The following is a 25674-nucleotide window of genomic DNA, read 5'->3' as shown; positions in this document are numbered from 1 at the left end:
CGCCGAAGACCGGAAGGCTCCCGCATCGCATCGGGGCCGAAGGTAGCCTTCCGGTATGCAGGTTGACCCTGTCGCCATTACCCTGGTCCGCGGCGACATCACCCGACAGGCGGTCGATGTCATCGTCAACGCGGCCAATTCATCGCTGCTCGGCGGCGGCGGCGTCGACGGCGCCATACATCGTGCGGGCGGCCCCGCGATCCTCGACGCCTGCCGCGTCTTGCGGGCCGGCCACTATGGCCGTGGACTGCCGACCGGCGCGGCCGTCGCGACCACCGCGGGCAGGCTGACGGCCGACTGGGTAATCCACACGGTCGGGCCGGTGTGGTCCCCGACCGAGGACCGCTCCGACCTACTCGTCTCCTGCTACCGCGAATCCCTCCGGGTGGCAGACGAATTGGGTGCGCGCACCGTCGCCTTTCCCGCCACTTCGACCGGCGTCTACCGGTGGCCGATCGACGATGGCGCCCGGATCGCGATCGAAACCGTACGCAACGCGAAGACCGCGGTCGCGGAGGCTCGATTCGTGCTCTTCGACGAACGGGCGTACGCGGCCTTCGCCGCCGAGCTGTAACACGCGACGAGCCGCACACACACGATTTGCGGGTGCGGCTCGTCAGTCGTTGGGCGGCAGGCTAATTCGGCTTGATGCCGTAGAGCCGTTCCCAGTTGGCGCGGCTGGTCAGCTCCGGCACCGCGGCGCGGTATTGCTCCTGCAGGGCGGGCAGTTCGCGGCGCACGCGGCGCAGCACCCGGAACGTGCGCAGCAGCAGTGCCCGCGCCCTTGCCTTGTCGCGCTGCCGGACCCGGACACCGGACTGCGAGGCATCGGTCACCACGACATGATCGAATAGCGCGACATGCCACCAGTGCGCGTCTTCACGGGTGACACCGACGAGGCCGTGCTGGGTGCGACCGAACCACTGGTTGATGGCGCGCTTGACCAGCACCAGGGTCACCCGGCTCGGTTCGCCGCCCGCACGGCGCAATTGGATATCGGCGCCGTGCACCGGCGGAGTCGCGGCCGGATGCTTGAGCGTCTCCGTGTAGTCACCGCGACTGGTGCGGGCGGCGGCCAATGCGTCGATACCGCCGTCGCGCAACACCTTCGGGCCTTCCAGGAAGTCCTCGATACCCTGCAACGTGGTGTGCACCAGGCCGTACTGCATCGCGACCAGATGTTCGGCGATACTGCGGAACAGCTGACGGGTGATCGCCTTGCCGTCCAGATCGGCGTGCATCGAACCAACGATCAGCGAATTGCGCGTGCTGAAGTAGCGCGCCCAGTCGTCGTAATCCTTCCAATAGAAATCGGCGTGCCACACCGCGGCATTCGGCAGCGTGACCGTGACGAATCCGTTCTCGCGCGCGCGAACGCCGTATTCGACGTCGTCCCACTGGAAGAAGATCGGCACCGGCAAACCGATCTTCGCGACCACCTCGGCCGGGATCAGGCAGGTCCACCAGGCGTTGTAGCCCGCGTCGACACGACGCTCCTGATTCTTCTTGAGCATGCTGGTGTTGCGCAGCGCCTTCGGCACTTTCTGGCCATGCTTGAGCTCATGCAGACGCACCTCTTCGGCGCCGACATTCAGGTAGTCGGGGTTGAGCAGGAACAGCATCTGCGCGCCGACAAGTGTCGGTTCCACCGTCATATTGGCGAAGGCATTGAGCCGTAATACCGTTTCCGGCTCGCACAGGATGTCGTCGTCCATCAGGATGACGTCGGCATGCTCGTTGACCGCGGACACCTCGTACAGTCCGCGGGTGAAACCGCCCGCGCCACCGAGGTTCGGCTGCCGTATGTAGCGCAACTTGTCACCGAAGGTCGGCAACGTGTCCTGATATACCGGGCGGTTCTCCACCAGATCGGTGCCCTGATCCACCACATACACCGCGTCGATGGCGGCGAGCACCGTCTCGTCGGAGGCCAGGGCGGCGACCGTATTGGCACAGTCCTCGGCCCGATTGAAGGTGCAGATCGCGATCGCGACCGGGCGTACGTGATCGGGTGCCACCGAGGTCCAGGTGAGTTCGGTGATGGAGAGCTCACCACCGACGGCGTCGAATTCCAGCCACAGCGCGCCGCCGTCGACGTACTGATCCAGCGGCGCGGAGAGGGTCAGCGGACCGCTCGTGGTGATCTCGGCGGTCTGGATGATCCTGCGGTGTCCGGCGATATCGGAGGCGACCACCCGCACACACGCGGATTTGGTCACGTCGAGCACCATCGTCGCCCGCACCTCGGTGACGGTGGTCCAGCGCTGCCAGTAGCTGGCGGCGAACCGACCGAAGTAGGTGTTGGTGTGCGCTGTCGCACCCTTATCGAGTCGCAGTTCCAGTCGCTCCCTATGCGCCCGGCCCTTGACGACGGCATACAGCTCGTCACTCACCTTCGCCGACGGCCCGGTAAAGATGCCGCGCTGCAGCAGCAACCGGTCCGGCGCGCGATGGTCGGCGCGCAGCGAAGCGGGCGCCGCACCGGCCGAGGAGCTGTCGTTCGTTTCGGTAACGGCTTGGATAGCCGACTGATCCATGAAATCCTCGAAATCCTCAGTATCGATTGGCGGCGCTCCCGGCGACCTCCGTGGTCACGCAAGCTACCGCCTCCGGTCGCGTCGCTCGCGCCGCCATATGCCGACGGGGCAGACACACCCCTGGAAGCCGTACGCGGCGGCCCGAGGATATCAACCGGCCTCGGCGCATGCCTTTTCAGCAAGCGGGTGCCGCTATCGTTTTTGTTGCTCGTCGTTCGCCGAACTGTGGTCTTTCGCCGCGTCACCACCCACGAAGACGAATTTGTCATAGGCCCAATATCGGAAGACCACCGCGACGATCTGCCCGATCAGAGTGCCGGAGATATTGTCCGACAGCGGGGTAGACAGGTCGAGCACATACCGGGAGAACCCGAGGCAACCCAGTTGCAGGCCGATCGCGACCACATTGAAGACGGCATAGAGCAGATATTCGCGTCCCGGGTTATCGGTCTTCTTGTGCGCGAAGGTCCACCACTTGTTGCCGAAGTAGGTCACCACCGTGGCGACGGCAATCGCGATGATCTTGGCGATCAGCGGGGAGTGGTAGAGCACACCCTCGCCACCCCAGAACACCAGCAGGTTGTAAGTGCCCGCGTCGACGAGGAAGCCGATCGCGCCGACAACCAGAAACGCCCCACCGCGCCGCAGCGCGGCAATCAGTTTCGCGGCAGGCCGCTCGCCGGTCGGCGGGGACTGCGCAGAGCCGGTCCGCTCGGGCAATGACACCGGCTGCTCGGGGTAGGACACGGAGCGAACCTACCTCAGAAGGTCGGCACACGGATCCTTGCCGACTACGCGCGGCGGCTCACAGCCCTGTACCCTCCCGGTGTTCCCATTCACACCGCCGACATCGAGGATTGACCCGGGTGGACTCCGCCGAGCTTCGAATTGCCGCCGTGGTGCCTTGCCACAACGAAGAGGCCTCGGTGGCCAAGGTCGTCGCCGACCTGCAGGCTGCCGTGCCGGGAATTGTCGTCTATGTCTACGACAACCTGAGCACCGATAAGACGGCCGAATGCGCCCGCGCCGCCGGTGCGATCGTGCGCCACGAACACACCAAGGGCAAGGGCAACGTGGTGCGCCGGGCCTTCGCCGACATCGAGGCCGATGTCTATTTGATGATCGATGGCGACGACACCTACGAGGCGTCGGCAGCGCCGCTGATGATCAAGACGCTGCTGGAGGGCCCCTACGACCATGTGCTCGGCGTCCGCAGGCAGGAATCCGATGGCGCCTCGGCCTATCGCGCCGGCCACGAAACCGGTAACCGGGTGCTCAACGGCGTTGTCGGCAAGGTGTTCGGTGAGAACGTCGAAGATATGCTCAGCGGCTTCCGAGTGTTCTCGCGCCGGTTCGTGAAGAGCTTCCCCGCGGTATCACGGGAGTTCGAGATCGAGACCGAGCTGACGGTGCATTCGCTGCATCTGCGGGTACCTCGGACCGCGGTTCCGGTCGGTTTCCGTGATCGTCCGACGGGCAGCGAAAGCAAGCTGCGCACCTATCACGACGGATTCAAGATCCTGGCACTGATCATCGGCCTGGCCAGACATGAGCGGCCGGTCGCCTTCTACGGCGTGTTCGGCACGCTGAGCTGGTTGATCTCGATCGTGCTGACGATACCGATAATCGTCGAGTTCTATAAAACCGGCGAGGTGCCACGCTTCCCCACTCTGTTCCTCGCCTTCACCCTGCTGCTGCTCGGCAGCCTCGCGTGGACCGCGGGCCTGATCCTGGACGGTATCCGCCGGTCGAGGCATGAGGCATCCCGCCTGGTCTACCTGCGCTACTCGGCCGTCGGCGCCGACGATTCGCCTGCGATCGCCCGCGGTCGCCGTGGCGCTGACGAGCGCGCCGACGGTGCCGAGCGGTGACCACTTCCGCCGACCGGACCGCCACCGACGCGCCGGATCCCACTGCGGGCACGACCGCCGATTCCGGCAACGCTGCCGCACGGGCGAATTCGCACGGCTCGACCGACTCCGACTCCGATTCGACAACTAGAGCAGGCTGGGTCCGACGCCTGACCCAACGCATCGTGACCCGCTTCGGCGCCGCGACGGTGGCGTTCACCATTATCGCGACCCTCTTCGGGGCGCTGTTCGCCGTCGTCACGCCACCATTCTGGGGCCATGACGAAATCACCCAGTTCGGCCGTGCCTATCAGGTCGCCCACGGCGGGTTCCTGCCCGAACGGATCGCCGACGATCGGGGGATCTCCTACGGCGGTGACGTACCCGTCAGCATCACCGCGATGATGGGCTACGCCCTGCACGACTACACCACCAACCCGGAAGAGCCGGGCGCCATGGTCGACGATCCCGCTGGTTACGACCGGCTGGGCAGCGCCGAGGTTTCCGCGGCCACCGAACCGGTCTGGTTCACCAATACCGCCGCGTACTCGCCGGTGCCGTATGTCCCCGCCGCCATCGGCATTCGGGCGGCCGACCTGCTCGGCCTTGATGTCGTGGGCACGATCACACTGACCCGGCTGGCCGGGCTGGCCGGCTATCTACTCGTCGTCGGCTTCGGCTTGTACGCGCTGCGCGCGCATCGGGTGCAGTGGCTGGCGTTCACGGTTGCGGTGCTGCCTATCGCGGTGTTCCAGGCCGGCACTGTCACCGCCGACACCATGACCAACGCGCTCGCGATACTGGTGTCCGCGCTGCTGGTCAAGGCGTTGTTCCTCGGCGAAGGGCTGGGGCGGCTGGAAACGGCCGCGCTGCTGGCGTCGACCATCCTGTTACCGATCAGCAAGCCGACCTACGTGCTGCTTGCGATGCTTGTCGTGGTGGTCCCCGCACATCGGCTCGGGTTCACCGGTGCCGCGGCGAACGGCGGATCGGTCGGCTGGCGGCGCTGGATCCCGTGGGGATTCGCGGCCGCCGGTTTGGCGTCCTTCGCGGCCTGGATGAAGGTCGCGGCACCGACCGGCGACGGCATGGGCCTGATGCGCCCGCCCGCGCAGTGGAATTCGGTGCGGCCCAGCGATCAGCTGCACGGAATCATCACCGACCCCCTGCATTTCGTGAATGTCTTCGGCGAGAGCATCGCGCTGCGCGACGAGCGGTGGTTCAGCCAGTTCTTCGGCGAGCTCGGCTTCAGCTATGTCGATGTTCCCGCGTTTTCCATGCTGGCCTGCCTCCTCGCCTTCGCGGTGAGCACCGGGATCGCGGATCGGATGAACAAGAACACCGCGACAACGTGGCGCACCGTGATCGTCGCGCTCACCGTATTAGCCAGTGTCGCAATGATCTACGTGACGCTGTACATGTCGTTCACGCCGGTCGGCTACTACATCATCGATGGCGTGCAGGGCCGTTATTTCGTGCCGCTGGCGATCGTCGCGGTGGCGGTGCTGTTGCGCTGGATGCCATTGCGGCTCACCAACTCCGATGGTGTCATCCCGACGCGGGGCCCGGCGATTACGGTCATCGCGGCCGCTGCGATCGCGCTCATCGCCGCGCTGTGGAAGTACTACTCCATCGTTTGGGGCTGACGACAACAATCGATGGTTTGCCGAATGCTCACCTAATTGATATCGAGCATGAAAATCACTGGCGGGCAATAGTTTCCAACCGATTAACAGATCATCCGGTCCGCCAGGTGAACGCAAAATCGATAACAACGATACGTGATTCACCGCAAATTAGCTGACCTCGATTTCCATTACGGAGTCCACTCCGAACGAAGTGCATCGAGCGCGGCGATCCAGCACTTCGCCACCATCAACCAGCCGCTCGAAGCGTCCGCCAAAGTAACCGAGGGCCATTCGAAAACCGAATAACCCCGAACCGCCCGGCAATCACGCTGGGCGGGTTCGGGTTTCGATCAGAGCACGGGGTTGATCTCGGTTTCGCCCGCGGCGGCATAGGCGCGCTCGGCCGACGCCTTGTACGGGCGCCACCATGGTTCGTTGTCGCGGTACCACTGGATGGTCGCTGCCAGTCCGGTACGGAAGTCGCGGTAGCGCGGAGTCCAGCCGAGTTCGGTGCGCAGCAGGGTCGCGTCGATCGCGTAGCGCTGGTCGTGACCGGCCCGATCGGTGACGTGATCGAATCCGTCCGGGTCGAGGTCGAATGCCTCGAGGATCATCCGCACCACCGACTTGTTGTCGAGTTCCCCGTCGGCGCCGATCAGATAGGTCTGGCCGATCCGGCCGCGCTCGAGGATGGCCCACACCGCCCGGTTGTGGTCGTCGACGTGGATCCAGTCCCGCACCTGATGTCCAGCGCCGTACAGTCGCGGTCGCACTCCGCCGATCAGGTTGGTGATCTGGCGCGGAATGAACTTCTCCACATGCTGGTATGGCCCATAGTTGTTGCTGCAGTTGGAGATTGTCGCGCGGACGCCGAACGAACGGGTCCAGGCCCGCACCAACAGATCGCTGGAAGCCTTGGTCGCGGAGTAGGGGCTCGACGGGTTGTACGCGGTGGTCTCGTCGAACGCGGCGTCGTCGGGTTCCAGATCTCCGTACACCTCGTCGGTGGAGACATGGTGAAAGCGCACCTCGTGGCGGCGCACCGCTTGCAACAACGAGAAGGTCCCGACAATATTGGTCTGCACGAACGGCCACGGGTCGGCCAGAGAGTTGTCGTTATGCGATTCAGCGGCGAAATGGACGACGGCGTCGACACCGCTGACGAGCTCGTCGACCAAATCGAGATCGGCGATGTCTCCATGCACGAAGTTGACCCGACCGGCCACCGGATCGAGCGAGGCCCGATTGCCGGCATAGGTAAGCGCGTCCAGGACCGTTACCGTGACGTCGGGGTGCTCGAGCACGGTCTGCTGGACAAAGTTCGCACCGATGAATCCGGCACCGCCGGTTACGAGCAATCGCACCCCACGACAGTACGTCCATCGAAGGCTCTCCCGATGGCCGAGCCTCCCCGCGGGTCGGTAAACGGGTTCCAGAGTCTTACTCTGTGATATTCGTCTCAAATTTTGAATTCATTCAAAGGCGACCGGTTCGGTTTTCCGGCAAAAACCCTCGTCGGCACCTTCATTTCCGTGACCCAACCGCGCCGTAAGTCGCGATGGTGAACAAAATTTGAATAAACGGTCACAAGGGGTTCACCGCTCGTTAGCTGCTCTAGATTTCGATCGTCTAGTCCCCTCCGAACGCTTCACATCGAGGTTCAAACAAAATGCTGATGAGGAAATTCGCCGCCACGTCGGCGCTGCTGATCGCCGCGATCGGTGTCACCGCCGGAACCGCCAATGCCGCACCCGCGGTCGACGACGCGCCGGTCAACTTCACCGCGAACTCCACAGACACTCATTCGATCATCAATATCGACTCCGGTTCGCTGGTTGTCGAGGATAACGCTCTGAAGATCAAGGCCGCCAACGGCAATGTAATCGCGGGTACCCCGCTGTCGTTCCGCGTGGATGAATTCGAATTCCCGATCGCCGCGGATATCGCGGACCGCACCGCCACCCTGACCCCGCAACTCGACCCGGCGAAGGCGGTCTACAAGCCGGTCGCCCTCCCCTACGAGGACAAGGCACCCTGGAAGACCGAATACGACCGTGAGCAGGCCGCCTTCAACCGCATGAAGGACACCATCGCCATGGGCGCCACCATCGGCACCCTGGTCGGCGGCATCGGCGGCGGCGCCGTCGGCTGCGTCCTCGGCGGCATCGCGGGCGCGACGGTCGCCTCGGCCACCATTATCGGCCTGTTCGGCCCGTTCATCCCCGCCGCAGCCATCGGCTGCGTCGGCGGCATCATCGCGATCGGTGCCCTCGGCACCATCGCGGGCCAACTGCTGGTCACCGCCCCGGTCGCGATCGGCGCGGCGATCCAGTACTTCACCACCATCAACCAGCCGTTCGTCGCCCCCGCCCCTGCTCCTGCCAAGTAGGACGAAAACGCTTCGCACACAACTGAACTCGCATAACTGAATTGTGAGCCCGGAACCCTGCCCGGCTGCCGACCGGGCAGGGTTTTGTTTCAAGGGCTAGATCACTGAAGGTTTGCGAGCTATGGTTCCAATCGATAATATATAGTCCACACCTGATGAGGGAACAAGAAAGCTATGCGTTTCAAGAGATTTGCCGCCACATCAGCCATGTTGATTGCCTCGATGGGTATCGCCGCAGGCACCGTCAACGCCGCTCCCGCCGCCGATGAGGCACCGGTCAACTTCACCGCCGAATCCACCGACGCATCGACGGTCGTCAAGACCGACGCCGGCTCGATGGTCGTCGAGGACGGCGTTTTCAAGATCAAGGCCGCCAATGGCGCCGTGCTGGCGGGCACTCCGCTGTCGTTCCGCGTGGACGAATTCGAATTCCCGATCGCCGCGGATATCGCGGACCGCACCGCCACCCTGACCCCGCAACTCGACCCGGCGAAGGCGGTCTACAAGCCGGTCGCCCTCCCCTACGAGGACAAGGCACCCTGGAAGACCGAATACGACCGTGAGCAGGCGGCCTGGAGCCGGCTGACCAGCACGATCAGCGCGGGCGCCACCATCGGCACCCTGGTCGGCGGCATCGCCGGCGGCGCCGTCGGCTGCGTCCTCGGCGGCATCGCCGGCGCGACCGTCGCGGCGGCCACCATTATCGGCATGTTCGGCCCGTTCATCCCCGCCGCAGCCATCGGCTGCCTCGGCGGCATTGTCGCGATCGGTGCCCTCGGTACCATCGCGGGCCAGCTGTTGGTCACCGCCCCGGTCGCGATCGGCGCGGCGATCCAGTACTTCGCCACCATCAACCAGCCGTTCGTCGCTCCCGCTCCCGCTCCCGCTCCGGCCAAGTAAATCCGGTAAGCACGAACCCCGCCCCGCGCAGCCGGGGCGGGGTTCGTTGCGGTTCGTAAGCGCGGCAGACAGCGCCTCGATCAAATCCAGGCAGTACCCCGTACCGAGCAGAATCCGCCGCGTGCACGCGGCGACGAGACCAGCGCAGTCGATCGGGTCGAAATACGTCGGCGGCAATTCACCGGCGCCGTAACTCGCACGGGATACAACGCGATGTGGTCCCGCACGTACAAACCCTCGAAACCACAGCGCTCGAAATGCGCGGCGAATTCCGCGAGCCGGTCTGGATCGGTGCCGTTGAACGGTGTGCGGTAACTGATCGCGAATCTCATGAGCATTCCTCGAATCCGCGCCTACCGGCGCAAAACTCATCGCAGACCGGTCCGCACGCGACGTGCACCAAATACCCGACGCTAAATGTTCTCGCCGACGTCAACGCAACACCGAAAAGCCCCGCAAGCACCGAACCCCACGCCGGAGATCCGGGAGGTTCGACTCGTCCGGCCGATCCTGGTCAAGCCGTCCGAGCCTGCTCCTGTTGCTCGAGGCGGGCGCGGACGAAACGGGAGACCCGCGCCAGCGCCGCTCTGCCCTCGGGGAGGTTGGGGAAGATGCTCATGAACGCGTGTACTTGGCCGCGCCACAGCTCCAGCGCGTTCGGTACGCCCGCCGCGGTGAGCCGTCGCGCCATCAATTCGCAGTCGTAGCGCAGCACCTCGTCCTCGGCGGCGATCAGCAGCACCGGCGGCAGACTCGCGAGCGCCCCATTGACCGGTGACAGCATCGGATCGAGTCTGTGATCGGCCTCCGTGCCGATCCGCACCAGCGAACGCAGCGCGGATATCGGTATATAAGGATCACGCGCCGCATTGACGTAGTCCTGCTTGGCGCGATAGTCCAGGTCGAGCAGTGGGCTCAATCCGATCAGCCCCGCCGGGCTGGGCAGCCCGAGTTCGATCGCCCGCAAAGCGGTCGCGAAGCTCAGGTAGCCACCCGCCGAGTCGCCCGCGAACACGATGCGCGCCGGATCGGCTCCGTGCCGAAGCAGCCAGCGGTAGGCGGCCAGGCAATCCTCGACCGATTGCGTAATGCTCTGCGCGGGTAACTGCCGGTAGTCCACATTCACCACCGGCAACCCGGTTCGCCTGGCCAGGCTGGCCGCGATCGGCCGGTGGGTGCGCAGCCCACAGATGGCGAAGCCGCCGCCGTGCATGTACAGCACTGCACCGTGCCGCAGCGCCCGGGAACCGCCCGCAGGCCGGAGGATCTCCAGGCCGAATCCATTCAGTGCGACCTGTTCACGATCGATACCGCGCGGCAGCGGCCGCAGCCTGGCCAGGGTGTCGATGGCGACAGCGCCGATGGGAATGGTGGCCCTGGTGATCGGCGCGACGCGCAACGCAGGCCGCACCACGCCGAGGCAGGTCGCCAGCAAGATCCGCGAGGCTCCACTCGGCCTGTCCGGGTTCATCACCACACCGGAATCGCCGACTTCGATCGCAACCATCGCGTACCTACCTCACAACTGGCGCGCCGCCCCAAGCCGGAGGTTCCATCGGCAAGTTGTCGACGCTGACATCTCACACAACAATCGTCCACCACGCCCGGTCACCAAACGTTTGTAATCAATTTGTGGGCGAGTCGGAACCTCCCCGACTCCGAGACCGGCCGCACTGGCAGACTCCTCGGCATGCGCGGAATCATTTTGGCGGGCGGCACCGGTTCGCGGCTGCACCCGATCACGCGCGGGGTTAGCAAGCAGCTGGTCCCGGTCTACGACAAGCCGATGGTCTACTACCCACTGTCCACACTTATGCTCGCGGGCATCAGGGACATCCTGGTGATCACCACTCCGGAGGACGCCGAAGCATTCACCCGGTTACTCGGCGATGGCAGCCGGTTCGGCCTGTCGATCAGCTATGTCGTGCAGCCGGAGCCCGACGGGCTGGCCAAGGCGTTCGTGCTCGGCGCCGACCATATCGGCACCGAGAGTGTGGCATTGGTGCTCGGCGACAACATCTTCCACGGGCCGAGCCTCGGCACCAGCCTGAACCGATTTTCCGGGATCGACGGCGGCGCGGTCTTCGCGTACTGGGTGTCGGACCCCACCGCCTACGGAGTCGTCGAATTCACCGACGGGCGTGCGGTATCCATCGAGGAGAAGCCGAAATCGCCACGCTCCAATTACGCGATCCCCGGGTTGTATTTCTATGACAACGACGTAGTCGACATCGCGAGCACGCTACGACCTTCCGCGCGTGGCGAATACGAGATCACCGACATCAATCTGGCGTACCTGGAACAGGACCGGCTGCGGGTCGACGTATTGGCGCGCGGCACGGCGTGGTTGGACACCGGCACCTTCGATTCGCTGCTGGACGCGGCCAATTATGTGCGCACCATCGAGCAACGGCAGGGCCTGAAAATCGGTGTGCCGGAAGAGGTCGCGTGGCGCATGGGCTTCATCGATGACGAGCAACTGTGCGCACTGGCCGAACCGCTGGTCCGCTCCGGTTATGGAAACTACCTGCTCGACCTGCTCGCACGGGGCTGGGGCCAGTGACCATGGAGTTCCGTGAGCTCGCCGTGCCCGGCGCCTGGGTGATCACTCCACGCCAGGTCGGCGACGCGCGCGGTTTGTTCCTCGAATCATTCAAGGCGTCCGAATTCGAGAAGGCGACCGGTCGTCGGTTCGATCTGCGTCAGGTCAATTGCTCGGTCTCGGCCGCGGGCGTGCTGCGCGGTATTCATTACACCGAAGACCCACCCGGCCAGGCGAAATACGTATCCTGCGTGCGCGGCGCATTCTTCGACGTGGTTGTCGATCTGCGCCCCGGCTCCCCCACCTATGGCCGCTGGGACAGCGTGGTGCTCGACGATGTGAACCGCCGCGCGGTTTTTCTCGCCGAGGGGCTCGGCCACGCGATCCTCTCTCTGGAAGACCGCTCGACGGTCACCTACCTCTGCTCGCTCGAGTACACCCCCGAATTCGACAGGGACATCGACGCTTTCGATGCGCGACTGGGGATCGAGTGGCCGACCGCCGGTCGCGACGGCAGTCCGCTGCGCTTCGTACGCTCAGCCAAGGACACCGCGGCCCCGGCATTTTCCTAGCGGGCGGCATATCGGACCGAAGCCATATGACCGGGCCGTCAGCGGCCGAAATATATGCGAAGGCATTAAATGCTTAAGCAACTAATGCGGTTGCATCAAAATGTCTCGACCACTAGGATGGGCCCATGTCGAAGGTATCGACTCCAGACGCAGCCCGGCGCACCGTCGCGCCGACCGGACTTGTTGGCCAGTGGCGCGAGCTGCTCGACCGGCACGCGGCGGTGTGTTGCGCACTCGAAAAAGCGCTACAGGGCAAGCATGAGATAGGCCTGAGCGAGTTCGAGACCCTGGACCGGCTGATCGACGCCGATTGCGGCAACTATCGGATGAGCGATCTCGCCAGCGATATCTACCTCAGCCAGAGCGCACTCTCGCGCGCGGTGGCACGCCTGGAACGCGACGGGCTGGTTTCACGCACCATGTGCTCCGACGACCGGCGCGCGATCTTCGTCTGCCTCACCGACAAGGGTCGTGAGGTTTACCAGCAGGCGCGACCGACCCACCGTTCGGTACTCGCGAACACCTGGAACACCTCCATCACCTGCGCCTAGAGCGCGTTACGCGCCTCCTCGATCCCCGCGCGCGCATCCACCGCAGTCGCCTTGATATTGGCGAAAGCCCCTCGGTACCTGTCGATTTCATGCTCTTTTTCCAGGTATACCGGCCCGGTGAACGCCTCGACGTAGACGACCGACGGCTCGTTGATCCCGTTCACGCCCGCTTCCGCGAAATCGAGCAGGACGAACCGGCCCGAGTCCATGCCGTCGTGGTAGCCGGAATCGGCGGGCACCACCTTGATTCGCACATTCGGCAGATCGCACACGCGGCGCAGATGGTCGAGTTGATCCGCGGTCACCTCGGTCCCGCCGAGACGCCGCCACAGCAGACTCTCGCCGATGACGACGTCCAATTGCAGCGGTGATTCGGCACGGGTGATCAACGCCTGCCTGGCCATCCGCAGCCGCACCCGCCGATCGATCTCGGCGGCCGATGCCTCCGGGCGCGCCGCGGTCAGCAGCGCGCGGGCATACGCCTCGGTCTGCAACAGTCCGGGGACGAGTTCGTTCTCGTAGGTCGACAGCCCGCGCGCGGACTCCTCCAGCCCGAGGTACACCTCGAAACCCTCGGCGACCACATCACTGTAGGCAGTCCACCAGCCCCTGGCCTTGGTCTGCCTGGCCAGCGCGGTCAGCGGTCCGACGAGATCGCCCGGCGCGCCGTAGATCTTGCACATCGCCTCGACATCGAGGCTGCGCAGCGAGGTTTGTCCCGTCTCTATCCGCCAGATCTTGGCCTCGGACCATTCCAGCTGCGCGGCAGCGGTTCTGGTGGTCATCCTGGCGCGATTGCGTAGATCGCGAAGGTGGCGGCCGAGCTGCCTGCGGGGCATGGTCGAACCGGTGGTGGCGTGTGCTGAAGGCATGTTTCCCCCTGGTGCCGTGCGTCGTTATGGGTCGCGGACCTCCCGTACGCGCGAAATCGACGCTTCCCTACCGGACATCCAACCTTGATATCCGACACTTGAACGGCATTGTTTCACAGTAAATCTCGCGACGGATAGCACGCATGTCGCAGAGACGCCGACGACGGAGTTACGCCGAATATGTTCCAGCCGAAGCATTTGCGGCAATCCAGTATGGTTGCTACTTGCGCGACCCGCCCCTGCGGAAGCGCCAGAACTGCACCGCACGAACGTCTTCGGTGAGCTGGTTGACCGGCTCCGCGACGTCCGACAACTCCTGGAACAGATCGTCTGCGAGGTCACTGATGTGCTCCACCCTGGTGACCAGCCGCGAAGCATTCGTTGCGGCACTCCACTTCCCGAACGCTCGCGGGCTCCCGAAGGGCTCGGCTGGCTCCTCCTCGACGATGGGAGCGCGGGCGAATCGCCCCTTCCATGCGATCCAGCGCGATTCGGAATCGAACTCATCCGAATCCGGCGCGGGAACCCAGTTGGACTCATCGGGCATGTCGCGATCCTCCGACCGAATCCGCCATAGCAGATCGGCCGGAAATGAGATCCAGCCGACAGCCCAGAAGAATTTTCGGACAACCCGTAACGCTCGTACCGGCCGACGCCGATACGACCCATGTATGCAGGACCCAGATCTATCGGGGAATGGAGAAAGACAGTGCGCACCACGTTTCCGACTTCCGTCTCGGCGGCAGCTATGACTGCCGCTGCGCAGGACTACATCCAGCGCGGGTGGACGATCGCTGAAACGACGAACGGAATCTGCTTGATCACGGATGCCGATCTGTCGGGCATCGAGGTCAGCGGCGAACTCGCCGTCGAGGTCCGGCGCTTCCTTCGGGCGAACAACCTGACCGGTCCGGTGATCGAGATCCCCGGCGCCGAGCGTCGAGAGATCCACCTAGTCACCGGACTTCGCAAGGCCGCGATGGCGCTGGAAGCGCTGCGCGAGGCCGGCGCCACCGTCCACACCGACGGCGCGGGCATCCCGCTGCCGCCCACTCAGCTGATGGCCGGCTCGGCGTGCTGGGGTGTCGCGCCGAACGAAGCCCGCTGGATCCCGCCGGTCGTCACGATCAGCGCGGCCGTCCGGTCGGCGAGCTCCCGCAAGCGCGAACAGCTCACCAGTATCGCCTGCTGAGGAACCTCCGGAGGTAGGGCTGGGCCCGCACTACCCGGCCGACAACGACCGATACCCGCTATCCGCGGGTATCGGTCATTTGGCGTTCCGGTAACCGTCCCCACGTGCGCGCGGCAGCTGGTGGCGCGAGCCCCGGCCATCGATCCACCGCCCGCCGCAACGGGTGTCGATGTCAGCGAATCTTGAAAATGACCACGCGCTGGACGATGAAGTTGATGACGGTGGCGGTGCCCTGGGCGATGACGAAAGCCAGCGGCTGACGCCACCATTCGTCCGACAGCGTGTGATAGAGCACAGCGTTGATACCAACCTGGACCGCGAAGGTGATCGCGTAGAGCCCGACGACGGCGATGAAACGCGCGCGGCTCGGCGGGGCCTGGAAAGTCCAGCGGCGATTGATCAAGTAGGCGGTGGTGGTCCCCGCGATGAAGCTGATCGATTTCGCGACGCTGACCGGCAGTCCGATCAGATTCAGCAGCAGGCTGTAAATCCCATAGTCGACAATCGCCGACAAACCGCCAGTGAGCGCGAAGCGAATGATCTGGGTCTTCAAGTCGACATCGGTACCGCCTGGCTCGTCGACCAGCGGCAGCTCGGCCGGGAGCGGAAGGTGGGGTTCGGCATGCACGCGACGAGCGTAGCCTCGCCGCCGACGACAGGCCCCGATCCCCACCGTCGCGGGTAGCGACGCCAACCGTAGGTCCGGCTATGCATGTAGCCTCTATCCCGATGTCCACGAAAGCTCCGACCGCCACCGCTACCGGTATCAACCCCGGCCCCACCGCCGATCACGCGTTCGCTTTGCCGACGCGGACTCGCGCGCTGACCGGGTGGGGTCGCACCGCACCAACCTCTTCCGAAGTCCTCTCGACGAGCGATCCCGAACTGATCGCCAAGGCAGTCGCCATGGTCGCCGAGGACAACGACAGCAAGCCGGCTCATCTGCGCCGCGGCGTGATCGCACGCGGGCTCGGCCGCTCCTATGGCGATCACGCCCAGAATGCCGGCGGCCTCGTCGTCGACATGACGGCGCTGCACCACATCCACCGCATCGACGCCGACACCCACATCGTCGATGTGGACGGCGGCGTGAGCCTGGATCAGCTGATGAAGGCCGCGCTGCCGTTCGGGCTGTGGGTCCCGGTGCTGCCCGGCACCCGTCAGGTGACCATCGGCGGCGCCATCGCCTCCGATATCCACGGCAAGAACCATCACAGCGAGGGCAGCTTCGGCAACCACGTGCGCTCGATCGAGTTGCTCACCGCCGACGGTCAGGTGCAGCACCTGACCCCTAAGCGCAACGCCAAGCTGTTCTGGGCGACCGTCGGCGGCAACGGCCTCACCGGCATCATCCTGCGCGCGACCATCGAGATGGTGGTCACCGAGACCGCGTACTTCCTCAATGATGGCGTCAAGACCACGACGCTGGACGAGACCATCGCCGCGCACAGCGACGGCAGCGAGGCGAACTACACCTACTCGAGCGCGTGGTTCGACGTGATCAGTCCGCTGCCGAAGCTCGGCCGGGCAACCATCACCCGCGGCCGCCTCGCCAAGGTCGACGAACTACCCAAGCGTCTGCGCAATAAGCCGCTGAAATTCGATGCGCCGCAACTGATGACGGTGCCCGATATCTTCCCGAACTGGACCATGAACAAGTTCACGCTCCAGGCCATCGGCGAGGCGTACTACGCCATGGGCGGCAACTACACCGGCAAGGTGCAGAATCTGACGCAGTTCTACCACCCGCTCGACATGATCGCGGAGTGGAACCGCGGCTACGGCTCCAATGGCTTCCTCCAGTACCAGTTCGTGGTGCCGACCGAGGCGGTCGAGGAGTTCAAGCGGATCATCATCGATATCCAGGCCTCGGGGCACTACTCGGCGCTGAACGTTTTCAAGCTGTTCGGACCAGGTAATCCGGCCCCGCTGAGCTTCCCGATGCCGGGCTGGAACATCTGTGTCGACTTCCCGATCAAGCCGGGTCTGAACGACTTGGTGAGCGAGCTGGACCGCCGTGTCATGGAGTTCGGCGGGCGGCTGTATACCGCGAAGGACTCGCGTACCACCGCGGCGGCTTTCCATCAGATGTACCCGCGGATCGACGAGTGGATCAAGGTTCGCCGAAGTGTCGATCCCACAGGCGTTTTCATGTCCGATATGGCGAGAAGGCTGGAGCTCCAGTGATTAATGCCGTAGGCAACCCACAGACCATCCTGCTGTTGGGCGGTACCTCGGAAATTGGCTTGGCGATTTGCGCCGAGTACCTGAAGAAGGGGCCCGCGCGAATCATCCTGGCGGCCCTGCCGGGTGACCCGCTGCGTGAGGCCGCGGTCACGCAGGCGAAGGCGGCGGGGGCGAGCCAGGTCGATGTCATCGACTTCGACGCGCTCGACACCGAGAGCCATCCGAAGGTCATCGACGCGGCCTGGGATGGCGGCGACGTGGATGTCGCGATCGTCGCGTTCGCACTGGACGGCGATCCCGAAGAACTGTGGCAAAACCAGCGCAAGGCCGTGCGGGTCGCCGAAATCAATTACACCGCAGCAGTTTCCGTCGGCGTACTGCTCGGCGAGAAGATGAAGGCGCAGGGATTCGGGCGCATCATCGCCATGTCGTCGGTCGCCGGTGAGCGGGTTCGTCGCTCGAACTTCGTCTACGGGTCGACCAAGGCCGGCCTGGACGGTTTCTACCTCGGTCTCGGCGAGGCGCTGCGCCAGTACGGCCCGCGCGTGCTGGTGATCCGGCCCGGCATGGTGCGGACCAGGTTTTCGGCGCACGTCAAGGAAGCGCCACTCACCATCGATAAGGAAGATATCGCGACGCTCGCGGTTTCGGCCTCGCAGAAGGGTAAGGAGCTCGTCTGGGCGCCCGGCCCCTTCCGCTTCGTGATGATGGTCCTGCGCCACATCCCGCGCCCGATCTTCCGCAAGCTGCCCATCTGATTTCGCCGAGCCGCACCCGAACTGTCCGCGCGTCCGCCGCTGGACGCCCCGGGTGCGGCTCGTTGTATCCCGGCGACGCGTGTCCGGGACCTGCGCGGGATGCGGCACGGTACTCGGTCGATACCATCATCGCGGTGCCACGCCGTCACCACCGACGCCGTGGAAGATGTGCTCGGCGCGACCATCGGGCCGCACGCCATCAACAGCCGACCCAGTGAATCCGGAGGCGCGATGCGAGTAGTCGGACCAGACCTGACCCGTCGCAACCGGACGCGCCACGACTCGACCCGGTCCGACCGCAGCGAGTACGGAGTAAGCCGTTGAGCACCGAAACCCTAGAGCGCGACGCGCTACCGACACCAGCGCCAGGGCGGCGGTCGTCGACAGCCCGGCATATCGGCTCGGGCATCGGCGAGGCGGTGCTCGCCGCCGTGGTTGCCGCAATCGTGGCGGCCGTTGGGCTGGTGGCGTTCTCGATGGTGCAGTGGCCCGCGTTCAACTCGTCGAATGTGACACGCGCGCTGACCACGGTCGGGCAGGTCGCCGCCGCGGTCATGGTGGCGGTGGCGATCGGACTCATCCGTACTCGGCGCTGGCCGTGGGCGGCGAAACTGCTGTCGTGGGCAGGGATTTCGACATTCGTCACCGTCACCCTCGGCCTGCCGCTGGCCGCTACCAAGTTGTATCTGTTCGGTGTCTCGGTGGATCAGGAGTTCCGTACCGAGTACTTGACAAGGCTCACCGACAGCCCGGCACTGCACGATATGACCTACGCCGATCTGCCGCCGTTCTACCCGGCCGGATGGTTCTGGATCGGTGGGCGCGTAGCGAACGTGCTCGGGATGGACGGCTGGGAGGCGTTCAAGCCCTACGCGATCGGATCTCTCGCGGTGGCGTCGGTCATCTCACTTGTGCTGTGGTCGAAGCTGATTCGCGCGGACTGGGCGATCGGCGTAACCGCCGCGGTCACCGCTATGACCGTGGCATACGCCTCGCCGGAGGCATATAGCGCGGTGATCATCGTGCTGGTACCGCCCGCCTTCGTGCTCGCGTGGGGTGCGCTCTACCGGCCACGTAAGCACAGCATCCAGCGTGCGACGGCAGACGGGTGGGGCGCGGTGATCGGCGTCGGCCTGTTCCTCGGCCTGTCCGCCACGTTTTACACGCTGTATTTCGGATTCGCGGCGTTCACCGTCGGGCTGATGGGGCTGCTCGCCGCCTGGCTCGCCGTGCGCGAGCGGCGCGCTGCCACCGGTTCGCGTGGCACCACGACGGCCGAAGCGGTCGGCGATGCTCCCGTGTGGCGCGCCGCGCTCGCCCTGCTGGTCCGGCTGGTCGTGATCGCGGCGATCGCCGGAGTCGTCGCGTTGACGGTCTATCTGCCATTCCTGCTGAAGATGCTCAGTGGCAGCATCCCCAGTTCCGGGACGGCATTCCACTATCTCCCCGAAGCGGGCTCCGAATTACCGCTGCCGATGGCGGAATTCTCGCTGCGCGGCGCGCTGTGCCTGATCGGCATCGTATGGCTGGTGGTCCGGGCCGGGTCGTCTCGACGGGCCCAGTCACTCGGTATCGGCGTGGTGGCGATCTATCTGTGGTCGCTGTTGTCCATGGCCGCGACCGCCGCGGGCACCACATTGCTTTCCTTCCGTTTGGAGCCGGTGCTACTGGTGCTGCTCGCCGCCGCGGGCGCGTTCGGATTCGTAGAGGGCGCGCGGGCGGTGTATCAGGCATTCAATGAGCCGGGTCGGTTCCGGCTCGCGGTGATCGTCGTCGCCACTGTCGGCGCGCTCGCGTTCACCCAGAACATTCCGCATGTGCTCGCATCGGAAATCACCACCGCTTACACCGATACCGACGGCAACGGTGAGCGCGCCGATAAGCGCAGCCCATCAGCGGTGTCCAATTATCGCGAGGTGGATGCCGCGCTGCTCGCGCAGACCGGACGACCACGCTCGGACACGGTGGTCCTCACCGCCGACACCAGCTTCCTTTCGTTCTACCCTTACTACGGCTTCCAGGGCCTCACCTCGCACTACGCGAACCCGTTGGCGGACTTCGCCGGTCGCGCCGCGACCATCGAGGCATGGAGCAAGCTGGACTCCTCGCACGCCATGCTCGACGCGCTCGCCGCGAGCCCCTGGCGCGCCCCCGACGCCTTCCTGTTCCGCCGCAGCGGCGACGACTACACCCTGCGCCTGGCCAAGGACGTTTACCCCAACGACCCCAACGTCAAGCGGTACACCGTGAGCTTCCCCAAGAAACTCTTTACCGACCCGGCCTTCACCAGCACCGACATCGGACCGTTCACCCTCATCACCGTCAACCGGTAAAGATCTCCTCGCGCTACCACTTGTCAGGGTGTTCATAGAGTGGTTGGGTGCTTTGGGCAGCTGGTTCAAGCCTTTTGGAGGAGAAGTTCGTTTTGCGGGTTGATACACGTGCTGCTTCTGGCGTCGAATCAGGAGAAACGACACCGGACGTGTCTCTACCGGACCAGCGGACGCTGGTCGAGAAACGCAGACTGCCGCGGATTCGGGTCGATCGCAGCGATCTGATCGTTTCGGTCGGATATCTCGCGCTGGCCGTCACGGTTTTGTCCGGGCAGTGGCGCAATACACAGAGCGGGTACCTGATCAAAAGCGGTCAGGACCAGACCATGTGGGAATGGTTCTTCGCGGTCACCGCGCATTCGGTGGCACATTTGCAGAACCCGCTGGGCACGAATCTGCAAAACTTCCCGGCCGGGGTGAACATGATGGCCAACACGGCCATGTTCGGGGTCGGAGTGCCGCTCACGCCGGTCACCCTGCTGTTCGGGCCGACGGTCACCTTCGTGCTGGTACTCACGCTCGGGCTGAGCACGACGGCGCTGGCCTGGTACTGGCTGATTTCCCGCGAGCTCGTCGACTCCCGGTTCGCCGCCGCCATCGGTGGACTGTTCTGTGGATTCGCCCCCGCGATGATTTCGCATGCCAATGCGCATCCAAATTTTGTCGCGCTGACGCTGCTTCCGATTATCGCGGGCCTGCTCATCCGGTTGGCACGACGCGGCGAGACAGAAAAAGGGAAGCCGCGCAGGCGTATTCGCGATGCGGTAGCGCTCGGCCTGCTTGTCGCGACACAGATCGCGCTCGGTGAAGAACCGCTGCTGATCTTCGCGCTCGCGTTCGGACTGTTCGCCGTTGTGTATTACCTGCACACACCGCGCACCGGTTTGCGCGCACTGCGCACGCTGCTTCCGACAGTCGCACTGGCCGCGGTGATCACCCTGATGCTCACCGAAATACCGCTGTGGTGGCAGTTTTTCGGGCCGCAGAGTTACCGCTCCATCGATCACGGACCGGTGGGCAATGACCTGAAGGCGATCGTGCAGTTCCCGTCGGAATCTCTCGGCGGCATATTCGCGCCGGGACAGTACGTCGCGATCAACGATACCGAGCAGAACGCCTACTTTGGCTGGCCGCTGCTGCTGTTGCTGGCCGTGACCGTGGTGTGGCTGTGGCGGCAGCGGGTGGTTCGCGCGGCCGTCGCGGTGATGGCGGTGTTCGGGGTGCTCTCGCTCGGCGCGGTCGCCACGTTCGGCAAGCAACCCACCGGGATCGAACTGCCATGGCGCTGGGCCGAGAAGATTCCGCTGCTCAATTCGGTGCTGGAAACCCGGCTCACCATGGCCGCCGTCCCGGCCATCGCGGTGGTGCTCGCACTGGCCACCGATCGCGCGCTCGCGGCGTGGAAGCGCTCGGCAAGCGACCCGACGCCGCTGGCCTGGTTCGCGGCCCTCACGATGGCGCTGCTGCCGCTGGTGCCGACCATTCTGCCGGTCGTCGAACGTCCGCCGACACCCGAATTCTTCGCCGACGCGACGGTGCGGAATTTCGTCGACGACGGCTCGGTGGTGATGGTTCCGCCGCCGTGGCCGCCCGACGCGCGAGCGCTGCGCTGGCAGGCCGACGCGAACTTCGGTTTCCCGCTCGCCGGGGGCTACTTCGTCGGCCCGATCGTCGCGACGAAGAAGGGCATCTATGGGCCGGAGATCCGGCCGACCGCCGGTCTACTCGTCAGGGCGCAGGACACCGGCGTCGTGCCCGCGATCGACGACACCACCCGCGCCCAAGCCCGCGAAGACCTCGAATTCTGGCAGGCAGACGTGCTGGTCCTGCCGCCTTCGCGCAACTCCGCCGTATTGCGCTCGACCGTGACGCAACTGCTCGGTACCGAGCCGAAACCGGTCGACGATGTGTGGCTCTGGGACGTTCGGGCGCTGCGGTAGCGGGGATCGCGGGCAACGGTAGATAGCATCACCCCCGTGCGACCGGACCGATCTTCTGCAGCGTTCACCCGTAACCGCTTGATCGCCCTCGTCTCCGGGCTTCTCGGATTCGTGCTGGCGCTGCTCACACCGCTTTTGCCGGTGCACCAGGAGCAGGCGACGCTGGACTGGCCCCAGGCCGGGGCCAGCAGCGTCGAGGCTCCGCTGGTGTCCTATGTGCCGCAGCGGCTCAGCGCGACGCTGCCGTGTGCGGTCGTGCGCGACGGCGCGCCGGGCACGCTGCTCTCGACCGTGCCGAAGGCTTCCGGCCAGGCGACGGCCAAGGGGCTGGTCGTCTCGGTGAACGACGGCGTGCTCTCGCTCATCCTGCACGACGTTCCGCTGCTCTCGGCGCCGGTCGAGGAGATCGCCGGGTGCGACACGATCACGGTCACCTCGACCGCGTCCGCCACGACGGCCGAATTCACCGGGGCCGAACGCAAGGACGGCACACCGTTTCGCAATACCGTCGGCCGGGATATCCGGCCGCAGGTGGTCGGGGTGTTCACCGATCTCGATGCCGCACAAGTGGACGGTGCCCGGCTGCACGCCGATATCGACTCGCGCTTCTCCTCCACCCCTTCGGCACTGAAGCTGGGCGCGATGATCGCCGCGGCCGTACTCACGATCGTCGCGTTGATCGCGCTGCACCTGCTGGACAACGCCGACGGCAGGCGTCCCCGCCGCTTCTTGCCCGCACACTGGTGGCGCTTCACCATGGCCGACGGCGTTGTGCTCGGTGTCCTCGCGATCTGGCATTTCATCGGCGCCAATACCTCCGATGACGGCTACATCCTCAATATGGCGCGGGCTTCCGAACACGCTGGGTACATGGCCAACTACTACCGATGGTTCGGCGTACCCGAGGCGCCGTTCGGCTGGTCATATGAGGTACTCGCCTGGATGACCCGGATCTCGGACGCGAGCCCATGGATGCGGCTGCCCGCGCTGCTGTCGGGCATCGTGTGCTGGCTGGTGATCAGCCGAGAAGTGCTGCCCCGCTTGGGCGCTCGTGTCCGGCGCAACAGGGTGGCGCTGTGGACGGCCGGGCTGGTCTTCCTCGCCTTCTGGCTGCCCTACGACAATGGCCTGCGCCCCGAGCCGCTGATCGCCGCGGGCGCGCTGCTGACCTGGTGCTCGATCGAACGCGCCATTGCGACGGGCCGGCTGCTCCCCGCCGCCGTCGCGGTGCTGATCGCGGCGTTCTCGCTGGCCGCGGGGCCGACCGGGCTCATCTGCATCGCCGCGTTGATCGCCGGTTCACGGCCGGTACTACAGATCATCATTCGACGGGCACGAGACGCGGCGGGCACGCTCGGCGGGGCGCGAAGCGCCTCGCGCCTCGGCGCATTCTTCCGCTACGCCGCGCTCATCGCGCCCGGGCTGGCCGCCGGCGCCTTGGTGCTGATAGTGGTTTTCGCCGATCAGACACTCGCAACGGTCATGGAAGCCACCCGGGTCCGCACCGTCGTCGGACCGAATGTGGCCTGGTTCGATGAGCGCACCCGCTGGGATTCGCTGCTGGCGCTGTCGCCCGACGGGTCGCTCGCCCGCCGTTTCGGCGTCCTGGTGATGCTGCTGTGCCTGCTGGTCTGCGTGCTGCAGGTGCTGCGCAAGGGACGGATTCCGGGGACTTCACGCGGGCCGTCGGTGCGCATTCTCGGCATTGTGTTCGCATCGCTGCTGCTGATGATGTTCACACCGACGAAGTGGACCCACCACTTCGGCGTGTACGCCGGACTGGCCGGTTCGCTGGCCGCGCTCGCCGCGGTCGCGGTGGGCAGCGAGGGAATTCGCGTGCCGCGCAACCGGGCATTGTTCGCGTCGGCGATATTGTTCCTGCTCGCGATCACGTTCACCGGCTCCAATGGCTGGTGGTACGTCTCGAGCTACGGCGTGCCGTGGTGGGACAAGGCACCACTGGTGGCGGGCAAGGGTATCTCGACTCTGTTCCTCGGGCTCGCGGGTGTGGCGCTGGTTGTCGCGGTATGGCTGCATTATCGCGAGCCGTATCGCCGTCCCCGCGACGGCGGCCCAACGCGTTTCGATCGTTTCGCCTCGGCACCGCTGACCATCGCGGCGGCGATCCTGGTGCTGTTCGAGGTCGCCTCGCTGGCGAAGGCGGCCGTCACCCAGTACCCGGCATACTCGATCGCCAAATCGAATCTGCAATCGCTGTCGGGCAATACGTGCGCGCTGGCGAACGAGGTGCTGGTGGAGACGAACACCGCCGACTCACTGCTACAGCCGTTCACGGGCTCGCCCGCCGACGGATTGTCCGCGGAATCAAAGGGATTCACGCCCAATGGTGTCGCGAGCGATCTCACCGCCGATGCCGAGGAAACCGTGACCGGCGGCGCGAACTCGGTCAACACCGAATCGAAGAACAAGACCACCAAGACCACCGGCGCCGGCACCGGTGGTGGCACCAGCCAGGAACCCGGAATCAACGGCAGCACAGTGGCATTGCCGTTCGGACTGGACTCGGGACGGACGCCGGTCATGGGTAGCTATCAGGACACCGATCAGCAGCAGGCGCAGCTCACCTCGCAGTGGTATCACCTCGACCTCACCGACAGCATGCGCAACGACCCCGCATACCGGGTCCTCGCGATCACCGCCGCGGGCCGAATCCGCTCGATCGATCACGACGGCGTCCTCACCTACGGCCAGGAACTTCGCCTGGAATACGGCACTCGCGGCCCGGACGGCGCGGTCACCGGCATCGGTTCGGTGAACCCGCTCGACATCGGCCCGGCGCCGTCATGGCGCAATCTGCGTGTCCCGCTGGACCAGCTGCCACCCGGGGTCAACGCGGTGCGTCTGGTCGCCGCGGACAACGACATCACCCAGAAGCAATGGCTGGCCGTCACCCCGCCACGCCTGCCCAGGCTGACAACATTGAATTCCGTTGTCGGATCCAATGATCCGGTCCTGCTCGACTGGCACGTCGGCCTCTCCTTCCCCTGCCAGCGCCCCTTCGACCATCACGACGGGGTCGCCGAGGTCCCCGACTGGCGCATCCTGCCCGACCGCGTCGGCTCCGACGCCTCCAACGCCTGGCAGGACGACATCGGCGGCGGCCCCCTCGGCTGGACCGGCCTACTGCTCGAATCCGAAACCATCCCCACCTACCTCGACCGCGACTGGACCCGAGATTGGGGCTCCCTGGAAAGATTCACCCCCCACGACCCCACCGCGACCCCGGCCACCATCGGCGTCACCGTCGAATCCCGGAGCGGCCGAGCCAAATCCGACCCGATCCGAGAACGCGGATAGACGAGAGGGGCGGCGCGTGCACATACGACGGTGAATCGGCGCAATTACGGCAGCGGACATCTGCGGACAACCCCCACGCATGGTTACACGAAACCCTGCCGAACG

22 protein-coding genes are annotated in these 25674 nt (G+C 65.3%); 14 read left to right on the top strand and 8 right to left on the bottom strand.

Going from position 1 to position 25674, the window contains the following annotated elements; translation table 11 throughout:
* The first annotated feature begins 55 nt into the window (after nt 1-55).
* On the top strand, nt 56-574 hold the full coding sequence (locus tag LKE06_RS07880) for an O-acetyl-ADP-ribose deacetylase (RefSeq protein ID WP_227997960.1): 519 nt from the start codon (nt 56-58) through the stop codon (nt 572-574).
* 61 nt (nt 575-635) lie between these two features.
* On the opposite strand, the gene LKE06_RS07875 is transcribed toward LKE06_RS07880, so the two are convergent.
* Nucleotides 636-2537 carry a glycosyltransferase gene (locus LKE06_RS07875; RefSeq protein WP_227997959.1) on the bottom strand — a complete coding sequence of 634 codons (1902 nt, stop codon included), beginning with the start codon at nt 2535-2537 and terminating at the stop codon, nt 636-638.
* 192 nt (nt 2538-2729) lie between these two features.
* A complete protein-coding gene (locus LKE06_RS07870) occupies nt 2730-3284 on the bottom strand; it encodes a GtrA family protein (RefSeq protein ID WP_227997958.1) in 555 nt (184 codons plus the stop codon).
* A gap of 119 nt (nt 3285-3403) precedes the next feature.
* Between LKE06_RS07870 and LKE06_RS07865 the strand changes: the two genes are divergently transcribed.
* Nucleotides 3404-4408: a glycosyltransferase gene (locus LKE06_RS07865; RefSeq protein WP_227997957.1), complete on the top strand. Its 1005-nt coding sequence runs from the start codon at nt 3404-3406 to the stop codon at nt 4406-4408.
* The gene (locus tag LKE06_RS07860; RefSeq protein WP_227997956.1) at nt 4405-6033 is read left to right on the top strand and encodes a DUF2142 domain-containing protein; all 1629 of its coding nucleotides are present in this window, start codon (nt 4405-4407) and stop codon (nt 6031-6033) included. Before LKE06_RS07865 ends, LKE06_RS07860 begins: the two co-directional genes overlap by 4 nt.
* Before the next feature lie 332 nt (nt 6034-6365).
* Here LKE06_RS07860 and rfbB read toward each other — a convergent pair whose 3' ends face one another.
* A complete protein-coding gene (gene rfbB, locus LKE06_RS07855; protein WP_227997955.1) occupies nt 6366-7379 on the bottom strand; it encodes a dTDP-glucose 4,6-dehydratase in 1014 nt (337 codons plus the stop codon).
* A 305-nt stretch (nt 7380-7684) separates the two neighbouring features.
* Between rfbB and LKE06_RS07850 the strand changes: the two genes are divergently transcribed.
* Together LKE06_RS07850 and LKE06_RS07845 are read left to right on the top strand one after the other, a co-directional pair.
* A complete protein-coding gene (locus tag LKE06_RS07850) occupies nt 7685-8404 on the top strand; it encodes a DUF8020 domain-containing protein (RefSeq protein WP_227997954.1) in 720 nt (239 codons plus the stop codon).
* Nucleotides 8405-8578: 174 nt separating this feature from the next.
* The gene (locus LKE06_RS07845) at nt 8579-9304 is read left to right on the top strand and encodes a DUF8020 domain-containing protein (RefSeq protein WP_227997953.1); all 726 of its coding nucleotides are present in this window, start codon (nt 8579-8581) and stop codon (nt 9302-9304) included.
* 80 nt (nt 9305-9384) lie between these two features.
* On the opposite strand, the gene LKE06_RS07840 is transcribed toward LKE06_RS07845, so the two are convergent.
* Complete coding sequence (locus LKE06_RS07840; protein ID WP_227997952.1) at nt 9385-9636, bottom strand: hypothetical protein; 252 nt, start codon at nt 9634-9636, stop codon at nt 9385-9387.
* Between the two features lie 182 nt (nt 9637-9818).
* Nucleotides 9819-10811, bottom strand: a complete 993-nt coding sequence (locus tag LKE06_RS07835; RefSeq protein ID WP_227997951.1) for an alpha/beta hydrolase — start codon at nt 10809-10811, stop codon at nt 9819-9821.
* A gap of 183 nt (nt 10812-10994) precedes the next feature.
* Here LKE06_RS07835 and rfbA point away from each other — a divergent pair, with 183 nt between their 5' ends.
* The 3 genes from rfbA to LKE06_RS07820 all read left to right on the top strand — a co-directional run bounded on the left by rfbA (nt 10995) and on the right by LKE06_RS07820 (nt 12969).
* Nucleotides 10995-11867 (top strand): glucose-1-phosphate thymidylyltransferase RfbA, encoded by an 873-nt coding sequence (gene rfbA, locus LKE06_RS07830; RefSeq protein ID WP_227997950.1) that lies wholly within the window; start codon nt 10995-10997, stop codon nt 11865-11867.
* Between the two features lie 2 nt (nt 11868-11869).
* Complete coding sequence (locus tag LKE06_RS07825; protein WP_227999328.1) at nt 11870-12418, top strand: dTDP-4-dehydrorhamnose 3,5-epimerase family protein; 549 nt, start codon at nt 11870-11872, stop codon at nt 12416-12418.
* Between the two features lie 125 nt (nt 12419-12543).
* Entirely contained in the window at nt 12544-12969 is a 426-nt protein-coding gene (locus tag LKE06_RS07820) for a MarR family winged helix-turn-helix transcriptional regulator (protein WP_227997949.1), read from the top strand.
* Here LKE06_RS07820 and LKE06_RS07815 read toward each other — a convergent pair.
* Together LKE06_RS07815 and LKE06_RS07810 are read right to left on the bottom strand one after the other, a co-directional pair.
* On the bottom strand, nt 12966-13841 hold the full coding sequence (locus LKE06_RS07815; protein WP_227997948.1) for a helix-turn-helix domain-containing protein: 876 nt from the start codon (nt 13839-13841) through the stop codon (nt 12966-12968). The two genes, LKE06_RS07820 and LKE06_RS07815, sit on opposite strands and share 4 nt — an antisense overlap.
* A gap of 220 nt (nt 13842-14061) precedes the next feature.
* Complete coding sequence (locus LKE06_RS07810) at nt 14062-14388, bottom strand: hypothetical protein (protein ID WP_227997947.1); 327 nt, start codon at nt 14386-14388, stop codon at nt 14062-14064.
* 162 nt (nt 14389-14550) lie between these two features.
* Here LKE06_RS07810 and LKE06_RS07805 point away from each other — a divergent pair, with 162 nt between their 5' ends.
* Nucleotides 14551-15033 carry a hypothetical protein gene (locus LKE06_RS07805; RefSeq protein ID WP_227997946.1) on the top strand — a complete coding sequence of 161 codons (483 nt, stop codon included), beginning with the start codon at nt 14551-14553 and terminating at the stop codon, nt 15031-15033.
* Between the two features lie 172 nt (nt 15034-15205).
* Here the strand turns inward: LKE06_RS07805 and LKE06_RS07800 are convergent, their stop codons facing one another.
* Nucleotides 15206-15661, bottom strand: coding sequence for a GtrA family protein (locus tag LKE06_RS07800; RefSeq protein ID WP_308188317.1), 456 nt, complete (start codon nt 15659-15661; stop codon nt 15206-15208).
* Nucleotides 15662-15762: 101 nt separating this feature from the next.
* Between LKE06_RS07800 and dprE1 the strand changes: the two genes are divergently transcribed.
* The 5 genes from dprE1 (at nt 15763) to LKE06_RS07775 (ending at nt 25569) form a co-directional block, all read left to right on the top strand.
* On the top strand, nt 15763-17220 hold the full coding sequence (dprE1, locus tag LKE06_RS07795; protein WP_227997945.1) for a decaprenylphosphoryl-beta-D-ribose oxidase: 1458 nt from the start codon (nt 15763-15765) through the stop codon (nt 17218-17220).
* On the top strand, nt 17217-17978 hold the full coding sequence (gene dprE2 / locus LKE06_RS07790) for a decaprenylphospho-beta-D-erythro-pentofuranosid-2-ulose 2-reductase (protein ID WP_227997944.1): 762 nt from the start codon (nt 17217-17219) through the stop codon (nt 17976-17978). The genes dprE1 and dprE2 overlap by 4 nt, the downstream gene beginning before the upstream one ends.
* A 320-nt stretch (nt 17979-18298) precedes the next feature.
* The gene (locus LKE06_RS07785; protein WP_255648459.1) at nt 18299-20311 is read left to right on the top strand and encodes a galactan 5-O-arabinofuranosyltransferase; all 2013 of its coding nucleotides are present in this window, start codon (nt 18299-18301) and stop codon (nt 20309-20311) included.
* Between the two features lie 149 nt (nt 20312-20460).
* Nucleotides 20461-22251, top strand: a complete 1791-nt coding sequence (locus LKE06_RS07780; RefSeq protein ID WP_227997943.1) for a DUF6541 family protein — start codon at nt 20461-20463, stop codon at nt 22249-22251.
* Nucleotides 22252-22287: 36 nt separating this feature from the next.
* Nucleotides 22288-25569 (top strand): arabinosyltransferase domain-containing protein, encoded by a 3282-nt coding sequence (locus tag LKE06_RS07775; protein ID WP_227997942.1) that lies wholly within the window; start codon nt 22288-22290, stop codon nt 25567-25569.
* Nucleotides 25570-25674: the final 105 nt, after the last annotated feature.

Origin of the sequence: Nocardia australiensis, assembly GCF_020733705.1 — a bacterium.
In the GTDB taxonomy this organism is placed as follows: domain Bacteria; phylum Actinomycetota; class Actinomycetes; order Mycobacteriales; family Mycobacteriaceae; genus Nocardia; species Nocardia australiensis.
This window is presented reverse-complemented; position numbering and strand designations above follow the sequence as displayed.

Excerpts from the sequence above, each read along its gene's own strand:
- LKE06_RS07825 (WP_227999328.1), top strand. The coding sequence starts at position 11,870 with ATGGAGTTCCGTGAGCTCGCCGTGCCCGGCGCCTGGGTGATCACTCCA.
- LKE06_RS07880 (WP_227997960.1), top strand. The coding sequence starts at position 56 with ATGCAGGTTGACCCTGTCGCCATTACCCTGGTCCGCGGCGACATCACC.
- LKE06_RS07820 (WP_227997949.1), top strand. The coding sequence starts at position 12,544 with ATGTCGAAGGTATCGACTCCAGACGCAGCCCGGCGCACCGTCGCGCCG.
- LKE06_RS07840 (WP_227997952.1), bottom strand. The coding sequence starts at position 9,636 with ATGAGATTCGCGATCAGTTACCGCACACCGTTCAACGGCACCGATCCA.
- LKE06_RS07875 (WP_227997959.1), bottom strand. The coding sequence starts at position 2,537 with ATGGATCAGTCGGCTATCCAAGCCGTTACCGAAACGAACGACAGCTCC.
- rfbA (WP_227997950.1), top strand. The coding sequence starts at position 10,995 with ATGCGCGGAATCATTTTGGCGGGCGGCACCGGTTCGCGGCTGCACCCG.
- LKE06_RS07845 (WP_227997953.1), top strand. The coding sequence starts at position 8,579 with ATGCGTTTCAAGAGATTTGCCGCCACATCAGCCATGTTGATTGCCTCG.
- LKE06_RS07810 (WP_227997947.1), bottom strand. The coding sequence starts at position 14,388 with ATGCCCGATGAGTCCAACTGGGTTCCCGCGCCGGATTCGGATGAGTTC.
- LKE06_RS07835 (WP_227997951.1), bottom strand. The coding sequence starts at position 10,811 with ATGGTTGCGATCGAAGTCGGCGATTCCGGTGTGGTGATGAACCCGGAC.
- dprE1 (WP_227997945.1), top strand. The coding sequence starts at position 15,763 with ATGTCCACGAAAGCTCCGACCGCCACCGCTACCGGTATCAACCCCGGC.
- LKE06_RS07815 (WP_227997948.1), bottom strand. The coding sequence starts at position 13,841 with ATGCCTTCAGCACACGCCACCACCGGTTCGACCATGCCCCGCAGGCAG.
- LKE06_RS07850 (WP_227997954.1), top strand. The coding sequence starts at position 7,685 with ATGCTGATGAGGAAATTCGCCGCCACGTCGGCGCTGCTGATCGCCGCG.